Origin of the sequence: Pseudomonas sp. UYIF39, assembly GCF_029963765.1 — a bacterium.
In the GTDB taxonomy this organism is placed as follows: Bacteria; Pseudomonadota; Gammaproteobacteria; order Pseudomonadales; family Pseudomonadaceae; genus Aquipseudomonas.
The window spans coordinates 1-11280 of the sequence record NZ_JALBYU010000051.1; the positions used below are offsets into that span (position 1 = coordinate 1).

At 50.5% G+C, this 11280-nt stretch carries 13 protein-coding genes and 2 pseudogenes; 10 read left to right on the forward strand and 5 right to left on the reverse strand.

Features of this window, described 5'->3' with window-relative positions; all coding sequences use genetic code 11:
- The 4 genes and pseudogenes from MO767_RS30305 to MO767_RS30320 form a co-directional block, all read left to right on the forward strand.
- Positions 1-244, forward strand: a pseudogene (locus tag MO767_RS30305) (hypothetical protein); the annotation flags it as partial.
- A 2-nt stretch (positions 245-246) separates the two neighbouring features.
- Positions 247-726, forward strand: a complete 480-nt coding sequence (locus MO767_RS30310) for a hypothetical protein (protein ID WP_282483533.1) — start codon at positions 247-249, stop codon at positions 724-726.
- A 134-nt stretch (positions 727-860) separates the two neighbouring features.
- Positions 861-1163 carry a hypothetical protein gene (locus MO767_RS30315; protein ID WP_282483534.1) on the forward strand — a complete coding sequence of 101 codons (303 nt, stop codon included), beginning with the start codon at positions 861-863 and terminating at the stop codon, positions 1161-1163.
- 279 nt (positions 1164-1442) lie between these two features.
- On the forward strand, positions 1443-1688 hold the full coding sequence (locus tag MO767_RS30320) for a type II toxin-antitoxin system CcdA family antitoxin (protein ID WP_282483535.1): 246 nt from the start codon (positions 1443-1445) through the stop codon (positions 1686-1688).
- 270 nt (positions 1689-1958) lie between these two features.
- Here MO767_RS30320 and MO767_RS30325 read toward each other — a convergent pair whose 3' ends face one another.
- The 4 genes and pseudogenes from MO767_RS30325 to MO767_RS30340 all read right to left on the reverse strand — a co-directional run bounded on the left by MO767_RS30325 (position 1959) and on the right by MO767_RS30340 (position 4871).
- Positions 1959-2321 (reverse strand): histone-like nucleoid-structuring protein, MvaT/MvaU family, encoded by a 363-nt coding sequence (locus MO767_RS30325; RefSeq protein ID WP_214377671.1) that lies wholly within the window; start codon positions 2319-2321, stop codon positions 1959-1961.
- Positions 2322-2591: 270 nt separating this feature from the next.
- Positions 2592-3631: pseudogene (locus MO767_RS30330) on the reverse strand (diguanylate cyclase).
- Positions 3632-3882: 251 nt separating this feature from the next.
- A complete protein-coding gene (locus tag MO767_RS30335; RefSeq protein ID WP_214377675.1) occupies positions 3883-4200 on the reverse strand; it encodes a hypothetical protein in 318 nt (105 codons plus the stop codon).
- Between the two features lie 221 nt (positions 4201-4421).
- The gene (locus MO767_RS30340; protein WP_282483536.1) at positions 4422-4871 is read right to left on the reverse strand and encodes a MarR family transcriptional regulator; all 450 of its coding nucleotides are present in this window, start codon (positions 4869-4871) and stop codon (positions 4422-4424) included.
- 163 nt (positions 4872-5034) lie between these two features.
- Between MO767_RS30340 and MO767_RS30345 the strand changes: the two genes are divergently transcribed.
- The 5 genes from MO767_RS30345 (at position 5035) to hxsA (ending at position 9969) form a co-directional block, all read left to right on the forward strand.
- Complete coding sequence (locus tag MO767_RS30345) at positions 5035-5805, forward strand: alpha/beta hydrolase (protein ID WP_282483537.1); 771 nt, start codon at positions 5035-5037, stop codon at positions 5803-5805.
- A gap of 514 nt (positions 5806-6319) precedes the next feature.
- On the forward strand, positions 6320-6625 hold the full coding sequence (locus MO767_RS30350; RefSeq protein WP_282483538.1) for a His-Xaa-Ser system protein HxsD: 306 nt from the start codon (positions 6320-6322) through the stop codon (positions 6623-6625).
- A 2-nt stretch (positions 6626-6627) separates the two neighbouring features.
- On the forward strand, positions 6628-8112 hold the full coding sequence (gene hxsB / locus MO767_RS30355) for a His-Xaa-Ser system radical SAM maturase HxsB (RefSeq protein ID WP_282483539.1): 1485 nt from the start codon (positions 6628-6630) through the stop codon (positions 8110-8112).
- A gap of 2 nt (positions 8113-8114) precedes the next feature.
- Positions 8115-9353, forward strand: coding sequence for a His-Xaa-Ser system radical SAM maturase HxsC (gene hxsC / locus MO767_RS30360; RefSeq protein ID WP_282483540.1), 1239 nt, complete (start codon positions 8115-8117; stop codon positions 9351-9353).
- Entirely contained in the window at positions 9340-9969 is a 630-nt protein-coding gene (gene hxsA, locus MO767_RS30365; protein ID WP_282483541.1) for a His-Xaa-Ser repeat protein HxsA, read from the forward strand. Before hxsC ends, hxsA begins: the two co-directional genes overlap by 14 nt.
- Positions 9970-10300: 331 nt before the next feature.
- Here hxsA and MO767_RS30370 read toward each other — a convergent pair whose 3' ends face one another.
- Complete coding sequence (locus tag MO767_RS30370; protein WP_282483542.1) at positions 10301-10459, reverse strand: hypothetical protein; 159 nt, start codon at positions 10457-10459, stop codon at positions 10301-10303.
- A gap of 509 nt (positions 10460-10968) precedes the next feature.
- Here MO767_RS30370 and MO767_RS30375 point away from each other — a divergent pair.
- On the forward strand, positions 10969-11280 hold a 312-nt coding region (locus MO767_RS30375), incomplete at its 3' end, for a metal/formaldehyde-sensitive transcriptional repressor (protein WP_282483543.1).

An 11280-nucleotide genomic window follows, 5' to 3' on the forward strand; every position in this document is an offset into this window, starting at 1 on the left:
GTTTTCAGTCGGCAGAACAGCCTCTACTGGGTCAGTTTTCGGTCAGCGGCAACAGGTCTTGGAAGTGAAGGAAAAATTTGGTGGCTTGAGAATTTACTACCGTGGTGGCGACGATTATGTGTGCGGCGTCTTCAATCTGGCCGAAGTCATGTCGGTGAACATTTGCGCTATCTGTGGCTCACGGGTTGGCAATAGACGTATGCACTATCATCACCCGCGCTGCGATCTGCATTACGAGTCCTGACCATGAAATTTTCCATGGCGAATCAACCTGGATTGCTAGACGCATTGCGTGATCATCTAGCAACCGACCAAAAGCTTATCGACATCGAAGGCGCTCGTAGCTACGTTTCGTCCCCTCGCCTGATGGATTTCAGCGTACGAAATTTTCCAGCTGAGAAGTTTGCTGCTGTTGGCGACACGTTTTTAGATAAGCGAACAATGTTCGCTGACTCCCCCCAAAAAACCTATGGCATCTTTTTGGGTGATTGGGAGGTGATGAAGCCGCAACTTGATCTGGTGGACGCCTATTCTCACAACGACACCAGCGTCATCAATATCCAAGTTTGGGCATTCGATCCCTGCGCTCTCGACGAGCACCAGACGAGGCTCGCCGTCGCGCTTTCCTACACGCGATTAGAGTTGTACGCAGAGCCCAGAATCATCGGCGCGCTGAATGACGTTTTGGAAGACGTCGGCTTATTTGTGGATTGTGAGCGCTACTGACTGAATGACTCCCTCCCCCTAGGTTGCCTTCCTTCGATAGAAGGGACATGACCGCTTAGGCGAAAGCATCCAGGGCTGCGTGGTGGGTGATAGGATGGGCCAGTGCGATCCTCGACGATACGGGCGGTGCCGCGATGAAAGACATCACTGACGATTCCGATACACCAGAGGAAGATCAATACGGTTTTGAACGATTGATGAAAATCAAGGCTTTGAGGAATGAGCGCCTGGCGTTGCAGAGAGAGGGATCGCAAGCAGCGTATGAAGCGTTGAGCCCAGAGGAAAAGATTCTCGTCGATGAGAAATTTCGAGAAGCAGCTCTGAAAATTGCAGCGCAATTTGGGAGGAGCCGGCCATTCAGATATGAGGGCGACCAATCGTTATCGGAAAACTCGACACCCGCTGACGCCCACGATCCAAACGACAGCCGCGACTAGCCACTTTCTCAGGGTTTCAAGACTTATTCGTGCAAAATTTGAGGCGTGCTGTAACGCGGTGCTGGATCAAACTGCCTAAGGATAGCCAGGCACCTGTAGTCAATGAGCGTTCCACGAACCGGACGCGTCCGACGTCCGTCAACGAATCGCCAACCGTGTTCACTGCGGTGGTGATCGCATCTGTAGATACACCGAATTTTTCGCCCCTTACTTGAGTTCATTGCGGTCTTGAACGTTAACTCTGGAGTAGAAAGATCATACGTACAAAGGAGAAGGCCCATGATCACTGGCTCCCAACTCGACGCCCTCAGACGATCTGTGGTCGTAAACATAAATGGCGACTTACTCGACAAGGCCAGGGCGTTGGATATCAATCTCTCCGAGACTTTGGAGCAGGCCTTGATTGAAATTTTTGGGCAAAATCGGCGGAAACAATGGCAGGAAGAGAATCGCCAGGCGATGAATGCCTACACCGGCCATATCGAAATCCACGGGGTTTTCAGCGACGGCCTTCGGGACTTTTGAACTTGAGTATGTGATGTAAGGCGAACCTAATTGCTGAGCTTGGTACGCGGGTAGGGCGCCCTTTAAAAAGCCGCGGCAACACGGGGATGGTCTAGGGGGAAGTGGGACAGATCCATGTTCTGCCCGGGGCTATAGCTATAGGACGATCCTTCCGCACGTTGCTTACTGGAAGCGATGAAGCGCACGACACCTATTAACGCTATGCGCTCCACCATCTGAAAACCCAAGCGAGCAGTTCACAGCATGGGAATCCATCATTGCAAAAAATTATTACTTGAGCCAAGACTCAACGGTCGCAGCGCCGTGCTTTGCCTTCCACTCTTTCAAAACCTTATGGTTACCGCCCTTCGTTTCCACGGTCTCGCCGTTGTGAGGGTTGGTGTAAACCTTCACTTGACGTGCTCTACGGGAAACACTCTTAGATTCAGTAGCTACCCCGGTACGGCCACGCTTAGGATCCAGGAGGTTGACCACGTCTCTTAGGCTGTAGCTGTAATCTGCGAGCAACGCTCTGAGCTTGGTTTCAAACTCGATTTCTTTTTTCAGGCCTGCATCGCCTTTCAGGGCTTCAAGCGCCTGCAACTGCTCTGCTAAATGTTTTTCCAGCTGACGAAATTCGGCAAGTTTAGACATCGATCGCTCCTAAGGTTGAGAGGGAATGGGCAACCAGAACCAATTGTAAAATGAAAAGAGTCTGCTCCACTCCCATATTTCGCATCAAATAGAATTTAGCAGATCTCAATGGTCCTACATACTGGAAAAACTATAACAAATAGCCTGCGAACATCTGCTCTTACGTACTCTGCACCGTGAGTAGAGATGCCGAAGAGCACTGCGGAGCGTGAAGTACTGTCTGGGATTAGCGTTACAAAAATGCTTCAGGCACCGGTAAAAAATCGAAAGCTATTCACCGTCTGCCGGACAAACTCCAACTCGATTTCGTCCGCCTCTCTTCGCCAGATACAGTCCTTTGTCTGCCAAGTCGATCAGCATTTTGCAATCGTCGGTCCGCTCGGGTGACATGGTCGCAATCCCGATACTCACTGTTATTACAGAGGTCGGCTCAGGCGAATTGTGCGGGATTTTCAATGCCTCTACTTTTTTCGAAGATTTTCCGCAATCGTCATGGCATCGAATGATGACGTAGCAGGCAAGATCACTGCGAATTCCTCTCCGCCATATCGCGCCGGCAAAAAGGATTCTCCTTCCACCGCATCGCGCATTGCACCAGCAACTTTTTTTAAGGTGTCGTCGCCCGCTAAATGCCCAAAGCTATCGTTGAAGCGCTTGAAGAAATCTACATCGACCATCAGCAACGAGATCTCTAAGCCTGCTTTGCTAGCGGTTTGCCATTCGGCTTGTAAAAATTCATCGAAATGTCTTCGGTTTGCTATTTCAGTCAGCCCATCAGAATTGACAAGGCGCTTCAATTCGCCCATTGCTCGCTGCAACGTCAGATTGGTATCGAGCAGCTGCTGCTGGCTCGTTCTCAAAGCGCGATATGTGTGATCCAAGCGTCTGGCAGTAACGAAGGAGCGTGAGTGGTAGCGAATCCGAGCTATTAATTCGATGGGATCGGGCAGCTTGACCAAATAGTCATCAGCACCCGCTTCAAAGGCCCGACTTTTCACGCTCGGATCTTCCTTAACTGACAGCGCGATTATCGGTATCCCTTGGGTAGGGACGTTTTTTCGATACTCCTGGATAAGCGTAAGCCCATCCAATCCTGGCATGACCATATCTTGGAGAATCACAGTGGGCTTCACCCTCACAGCCTCAATTACAGCCTGGGTCGAATCCGTGCAGTAGTGAAATTTAAGATCAATTTCACTGGCCAGTTGGCGCCGTACAGCCTCTACAATCATCGGCTGGTCATCGACTATCAAAACTACGACGGTCTCGTCTGAGGCTTCGTAAAACTCCTGAAGCTGTAAGTCGTTCATGCCCCGCCCCATAGCCAACCTAAGGAAAATAAGCCGGAATTCTTTGCTCAACTGTTACAAGTCCGGATGCAAAAATAATAGAGAACGAGCACCTATCATTGTTCCGATTTTTGAACTGCAAAGACTCCGCATCTGAAACTACGGCACCAGTACTAATCGACTAACCGCACAAGGGATCCTGCCAAGCCTCAATGAGATGCATTCGATAAGGCAAAATTTAGACGTGGATGGGACTGCGCACAAGTGAATTACTAGATTGATTCGATCGAAACCAGCTCAAAATACTTGAATTTTTTCTTCTTCGCTTCTGTCTTTGCTTCTTGTTCGGCGATGAGACTACTCAGAGTGCTCGCATCGTAAACGAAGGTGTCTGCTTTACCTTCGAACTCCGTCGTAACACGCAAAGTCACCCTCAGCTTTGGCGACCTAGAGGTGGCAACCTTCCGAGCCTTTGATACGTGTTGCGAGTCCGCTGTGATGCGTGAGTCCTGAACTTCTGGACTTGACTCATTATTGCCCAAGCCAAAAAGCGCTTGGCGCATTTCTGCCTCGGTAAGATTTTCTTTCATTGAGGTGCCTCATTGCACTTACGTTGGTTGACCAAATTTTCAAAAATTTGGCATCCAAGCCTGGGTAGGGAATTACCCCCAGCCCTTCCATTCAGGGCTGGGTATCAAATCACTGTGGGCCTATTCCCAGTTAAGCAGTCCACTATGAACAACTTGAAACTAAACAGGGATTTTCCGCTGCCAATTTAACGAGACGACAACCCCCTCAAGAAATTGAGCAGTTATTTCTTTTCGATCAGCCGGTCACGGATGCTAGCCACAGCAGCTTGGATCTCCATGATCTTCTCAGTGCTCAACCCAACGGCATCCTGAATGCAGTTCGGTACCTTAAGAGCCTCTGCCTTGAGTGCCCATCCCGCCTCCGTCAGCTTTACGCGCACCTGACGCTCATCCTGCGGGTCTCGACTGCGAGTAATCAAACCCGCGCTTTCGAGGCGCTTTACCAATGGAGTGAGCGTACTCGATTCCAGAAACAGCTTGTTCCCTAGATCCTTGATGATCTGATCATCCTCGGCCCAAAGCGTCACCATCAAAAGATATTGCGGGTACGTCAGGCCGAGCGACTCCAGCATCGGACGGTAGTACTGCGTGAGTGCATGACCAGCCGAATAAATCGAGAAGCATAAAAAATCATTCAGCGGCGCGAAGTCGCTTTTGCCTTCTTCTGACACCTGAGTCCCTCCTTTAGTCTGAGACCCCACGTTATTACGTGCACGATTCAATCGCAAGCCATTGACAAAGAATTTTTCCTGTCGCACGATTGCTACCAAGGCGATTCAATCGCACACCAAGCATTTTCAAACCAACAGTTTTTCCCGACAGGTAGACATCCGCATGAAAAAGATTTTCTCTGGTTTAGCACTCGCCACCGCACTCCTCGCTGGCGGTATTGCCCACGCAGCTGACGCAAAGCCAACCATCGTACTGGTTCACGGTGCTTTCGCTGATTCAAGCAGCTGGAATGGTGTTATCAAGATTCTGGAAAAGGATGGCTACCCAGTCATCGCAGCCTCCAACCCATTGCGCAGCCTCAAAGGTGACGCTCAATCCGTTGCGGAATTGCTGGCATCCATCAAAACCCCTGTTGTCTTGGTCGGCCACTCCTACGGCGGCCCCGTCATCTCCGAAGCCGCTTACGGCCAATCCAACGTCAAATCGTTGGTTTACGTAGCAGGTGTGGCACCTGAAGCAGGCGAATCGACGGCTGATCTGTCCGGTAAATTTCCCGGTGGAACCTTAGGCCCGACCCTTGCGCCACCTGTTGAGTTGGCTGACGGTAATAAAGATCTCTACATACAGCAGGACAAGTTCCATGCTCAGTTCGCCGCAGATGTTCCAGCCGCCGAAGCTAAGCTGATGGCCGCGACTCAGCGCCCTGTGACCGCAGAAGCACTCAACGAGAAGTCGACTGAGCCAGCCTGGAAAACCGTTCCGTCCTATTTCGTTTATGGCGACCTGGACAAGAACATCCCGGCTCAAGCCCAGGTGTTCATGGCTGAACGTGCACACGCTAAAGAAATCGTTAAGGTCAAAGGTGGTTCGCACGTCGTGATGATTTCAAATCCGGAAATCGTCGCCAACTTGATTGAAAAAGCAGCAAAATGAAATTTCGGGCAGTTGCCAAGAGGCTAATTCGATTGGTAACTGACCGATCCACTAAACGTTCATTTGCTGAAAGCACGCCCCAGCAACTCTCTGACCAAGGGTTTGATTCACTTCGTAATCAGAATGCTGAGTGGTGCAAGCTACAGGGACTCCGCGGAGAACTCACATCGTTTTGTGATGAGCAGGAAACGGAGTCTCAGTTTCGATCAGCCCAGCTTCACAAGTTTTTCACATTATCTAACCTACGTTGACTTCGCTCCTTTCTAATTCTGATTTTTTTGCCCGCGCTTAGACGCGGGCTTTTCTTTGTCTGCGGGATAGATAAGTGGCTCTCGTTACCCGTCCCAAGGTACCCGTCGACCAAAAAATTGGTGGATGGTCCAAGGCCCATTAAGGGCATCTCCCCACTCTATGGGCCAAGCAAGCGCTTTACTAAATATTTGGTTACAAATAGTGGCGCTTTGCCCGTTATCAAGCCATCATCCGCGCACATAAAAAGAATGGATTCGAAAAAATGAACTGGGAAGTTACGGTTTCCGTGGACAGCGTGATTTATCCACTGAGCGTTGTTCAGCGCGTTTCCTATGCTGTCGCACCTACTTTAACGATTCAGGTTCGGCAGACAGACAATCAGATTCATCTCGATGCCGTTCCCACGATGCTCATCGGCGGAGCTGGTGCAGTCATATCCAAGCAAGAAGGGCGCGAGCTAATTCTTCGCAATCTGAACGATTTCGCGTTGCGCGAGCGGATACGGAATGAGACCTCTGGCCTGAGGGAAATACTTGCAAATGCCGCCCTGCGTGGAGCTGGCATGTGAGCATGATGCTGATAGCCAAAGAGGAAAGTTATCGGCTGCTTCCGTTCCGATTCTTACGGATCGATGAGCACCGTAGCGAAAGTATTTTGCTAACGGCTGAAACAGGTGAGTATCTTTTTGTCTCCGAAAAGCAGTTAAGAGATCTTGCCCACAGGGCCGTGGATACAGGCTCCGCTCATTACAAAGACCTTCTCGCCCGCCACTTTATTTTTGAGCCGAATGGGCACGACCCATTTCCGGAAATGGCGGCACAATTTCGTAGTCGTAAAAACTTTGTCCTCAATGGACCTGCGCTGCACATTTTCGTTGTCACTCTACGCTGCAATCATACCTGCGCTTATTGCCAAGTCTCCCGCGCCCCACTCAGTGGCTCGGGTCATGACATGTCAGCCGAGCATGCTGAGCTGGCAGTGGATCGAATGTTTGAGGCTCCCTCCCCCGCACTCACCGTCGAGTTTCAAGGTGGCGAACCTCTGTTAGCGTTTGACCGCATCCGACAAATTGTTGGGTTGGTCGAAGCCCGTAACGCAGTGGAGCAACGCAGCATCCAGTACGTCATCACGACGACTCTCCATCACCTGAATGTCGAGATCCTGGATTTCGCCAAGCAACACAACATTCAATTTTCCACTTCACTGGACGGTCCAGAGTTTCTGCACAACGCCAACCGGCCAACACCGACCAGAGATGCCTACAAGCGAACGATTGAAGGTATCGAACAAGTAAGGGCATGGTTGGGTCACGATGCAGTTTCGGCCCTGACAACCATCACCTCCAAGAGCTTGGAGCACCCTCACGCGATAATTGACGAGTACGTGGCCCAAGGATTCACCAACATCTCTCTGCGCCCCTTGAGCCCGTATGGATTCGCAAAGAAATCCGCGAAGCGTCTGGACTATTCGATGGATGAGTTCATCGGTTTTTACTTGGAGGCTTTGTCGTATCTGATGAATCTGAATGCTCAAGGGACGTTCATCTCAGAAGGTTACGCATCACTCCTGCTGACGAACATTTTGACTCCGTTTGCATCCGGCTATGTAGATCTGCGCTCCCCCCTGGGCGCAGGACTGGGAACTCTCGTTTACAACTACGACGGCGATGTCTACCCCTCAGATGAATCCCGCATGCTTCTCGAAATGGGTGAGGACGGATTGAAGCTCGGCAGGGTGCACCAACCTCTGAAGGAGCTGCTCCAATCGCCAGTGATTGATATGTTGCTGTCCGCAGGTGTGGCAGAAGCGTTACCAGGATGTTCCGACTGTGCGCTAGTCCCCTATTGCGGAGCAGACCCCATTGAGCATTTTGCCCGCCAAGCGGATCCAATCGGACACCGCGCATTCAGCAGCTTCTGTCAGAAAAACACTGCATTGCTCACGCACCTTTTGCGCTTGCTGCGTGATGGGGACAACGAGACTCAAAAAACCCTTTTTTCCTGGCTAACGCGTAGATCTTTGAGCGACCTTCCCTCACCTGGTTATAGGGGCTAAAGATGCTACGACTCGACACGCAATTTGAGATTCTCAATCTCACGGCACCCAAGCTATTCAAAGTCATCACTCCAGAAGAATTCATTTCCCAAGGTGTGGCCGTGTGCGCAGGTGAAGCTTCTTTTGATGACTTAATGCTATGGCTCGACCAATCCTCCACCGCCAATCTGGACCAATGGCTCTCAGTTCCTGTTGGTGGTTTTTTGGTATCAGGCCACCCGCATCCAGTAGGTACAGTAAGCGCAGCTTTGTTGACCAATCCCAAAGATCCATTGGTCGTGCAGCCTGGAGATGTCATCGCGGTTAGACCTGGAACGAGCGTCGTACGTGTTCTCTATCGCAGGGGTGCCAATAGCAATCTATTGTTCATGACTGATCGATGCAACAGCCTATGTCTGATGTGCTCTCAGCCCCCAAAGGACATCGATGACAGGTGGCACATCGAGGAGAACCTGAAGCTAATTGACTTGGTCGACCCAGGCGCCGAACAACTGGGTATAAGTGGCGGAGAGCCCACGCTGTACCGGTCGGGCTTGCTCGCCATCATTGAGCACGCCAAACGGGTACTGCCTGAAAAATCCTTGCACATTTTAAGCAACGGTCGGTTGCTGAGTGATCCCACGTGGATCGATGACCTTCGACAAGTAAGTCACCCAAGTCTCAGTTGGGGAGTTCCTCTGTACGCCGACAATGCAGAGGACCACGACAACGTCGTCCAAGCCCTAGGCGCATTCAGCGAAACAATAGTCGGCCTCTACAACCTCCAACGTGCGGGGCAAAAGATAGAAATCCGCATGGTACTGAGCAGGCTGACGACGCCTCGTCTTCCCGAGTGGGCGCATTTCGTTTTTCGTAATTTGCCTTTCGTGCACCACGTTGCGCTCATGGGTATTGAGAACACGGGGCTCGCTAAGAAAAATTACGATCAGCTCTGGATAGACCCGGCGGACTACCAGGAAAAGCTCAGCCAGGCAGCTTTTTTCCTCGACATCCGCGGCATCGCTGTTTCTATTTACAACCTGCCTCTATGCGTACTCGATCCGATGCTAGGGCGCTTCTACCGTCAGAGTATTTCAGACTGGAAAAACCTGTTTATCGATGCCTGCCAAACGTGCTCGGCTACTCACGCATGTGCGGGCTTCTTCAAATCACATTCTTCTCGCTGGCAAAGCCGGAGCATCCATCCGCTAACCATCGAAGATCTTCAAAATATGCAGGGAGCACAGTATGAAACTGCTTGATCGTTGGAAGCTTCTTATCGGCCAATCTATGGCCTTGATCCCCGTTATCGGTAGCCCTATGGCAGATGCCAGCCCGACTCAATTGGCATCGGCTGACTGGTTGCCGAATCCCCAAAGTGCTCCGCCTGCATTCAACAACACCCTGAATGCGAAAGACGCGATCAACGTCTACGCAGGACATAGCTCACACAGCTCGCACAGTTCACATAGCTCGCATAGTTCTCACTACAGCAGTTCGGGTGGTTACAGCGCTCCAAGCGCCTACACTGCGCCAACCAGCAATTTTCTTTCGTCGCCTTCAAAACCCAGCTCTACGACTCACTCCATTGTCACTACACCGAGCACGACATCTTCCAAGCCTTCTACCAGTACGGCAACGCGATCGAATGTCTACTCAGCCACACCTGCCAAGCCCACAGCAGCGGATCTGTCGATGCTTGTTCGACGTGTTCAATTGGCTTTGATGATCAAAAAATATTACGCGGGGCCGATCGATGGTGTGCTCAATAACAGTGTCCGTGGATCACTCATGGCTTTCCAAACAGATTCGGCGATTGTAAGCAGTGGCAAGATGGATACACCGACGCTAAACGCATTGGGCATTGCCATCCCATAGCTCTAAATCAAGGCGCTATAGTGAGTCAGGAATGGATAACTAAAGATCTTTAGATTTCTGTGCAGGAGTCTGTGAACTCAGCAAGTTCTGTGTACGCTTGCACATAGGCTGCATCGGCGCGATCCAATTCATCCTGTAGCGCCTGGTTTTTTGAAACCCTGATAGCTATCATCTGCCGCGCCAATCGAGCGAGCTTAACTGCGTCAACATACGGTTTCAGGCTCTCGGAATCCATCAGCATATATGAACCGCCCTAAAGGTGAGTGCCCAATCCAAGGTCATTCAGGAGCAGAGCTTACCTTCCTTAAACCTTAATTCCTGGAAGCTGCCGTCAGCCGAAAAGATGGACCGACGCTGTTTCTTTAATCAAAATTTCCGCCGACATCCTCACAATATCTTCTTTAGCCTGTGCCTCAAGCTTCGCTCGTTGCGACCCGCTTCTGTAAAGCCCCCAACCGCTGGAGGTTTTCAATATTGAATAGACATTCATGTCACTCGCCTATTCCAAAAAATAAGAGGCACTGTCGACCTTATGATAGGTGTAACGAAGATTTAATCCGGAAATGCATTTAAATACTATCTATTCCCGAGCTGCGACTCTAGCCCCAAACCTAACGATTTTTGGGCCCTACCCAGTTCGTTTTTATGAATAATTCCGCCAAGCAAAATAATAGACAATTTTACAACTATTAGTCTGAACAATAGTCCTCGCAATCAATTCAACATCGCTCTGAGAAAAAAATTTACACATGACGAAACTTTAATTCATAAGCCAACTAGTTCTCTATTGGAGCAAAGGATGAATCCAGCTGCGCAGAAGGTGACCATGAAATTGGCCTTGAGCTAGCAGACCCTCATTCCGAAATGTAAGTACTCACCTTAAGTCGATTAGCCGCTTCCGGAGACGCGTCAGGGTCGATCAGGTGGTTCTGCCGAACGGCACTTGTATAGGTATAGGGGGTATACCTATGATGACGCCATATACGTAAGGGGTATCCCATGGGTCATATAGCTTCCAACAAAAACGATCTTCTCAAACGAGTTAAGCGGATCGCCGGGCAGATCCAAGCCGTTGAGCGTGCGCTGGAGTCTGATCTCGACTGCGCTAAAACCTTGCATTTGGTAGCAGCCACACGTGGAGCTATCAATGGCTTGATGGAGGAAATCATCGAGGACCACGCCCGGGAGCATGTGGCAAACCCTGCCCTCAGCGAAGAAGAGCGCAACAAAGGTGTCGAGGAGCTTCTCGAAGCTATTTGTAGTGGTCAACTGATCCCGGACACGGTTTTAAGGTTTTCTTCGGTTTTTGCC

Bases quoted from the DNA above. Each gene is read 5' to 3' on its own strand.
- MO767_RS30320 (WP_282483535.1), top strand. From the start codon at position 1,443: ATGATCACTGGCTCCCAACTCGACGCCCTCAGACGATCTGTGGTCGTA.
- hxsA (WP_282483541.1), top strand. From the start codon at position 9,340: ATGAAACTGCTTGATCGTTGGAAGCTTCTTATCGGCCAATCTATGGCC.
- MO767_RS30310 (WP_282483533.1), top strand. From the start codon at position 247: ATGAAATTTTCCATGGCGAATCAACCTGGATTGCTAGACGCATTGCGT.
- MO767_RS30335 (WP_214377675.1), bottom strand. From the start codon at position 4,200: ATGAAAGAAAATCTTACCGAGGCAGAAATGCGCCAAGCGCTTTTTGGC.
- MO767_RS30325 (WP_214377671.1), bottom strand. From the start codon at position 2,321: ATGTCTAAACTTGCCGAATTTCGTCAGCTGGAAAAACATTTAGCAGAG.
- MO767_RS30315 (WP_282483534.1), top strand. From the start codon at position 861: ATGAAAGACATCACTGACGATTCCGATACACCAGAGGAAGATCAATAC.
- hxsC (WP_282483540.1), top strand. From the start codon at position 8,115: ATGCTACGACTCGACACGCAATTTGAGATTCTCAATCTCACGGCACCC.
- MO767_RS30345 (WP_282483537.1), top strand. From the start codon at position 5,035: ATGAAAAAGATTTTCTCTGGTTTAGCACTCGCCACCGCACTCCTCGCT.
- hxsB (WP_282483539.1), top strand. From the start codon at position 6,628: ATGATGCTGATAGCCAAAGAGGAAAGTTATCGGCTGCTTCCGTTCCGA.
- MO767_RS30370 (WP_282483542.1), bottom strand. From the start codon at position 10,459: ATGAATGTCTATTCAATATTGAAAACCTCCAGCGGTTGGGGGCTTTAC.
- MO767_RS30350 (WP_282483538.1), top strand. From the start codon at position 6,320: ATGAACTGGGAAGTTACGGTTTCCGTGGACAGCGTGATTTATCCACTG.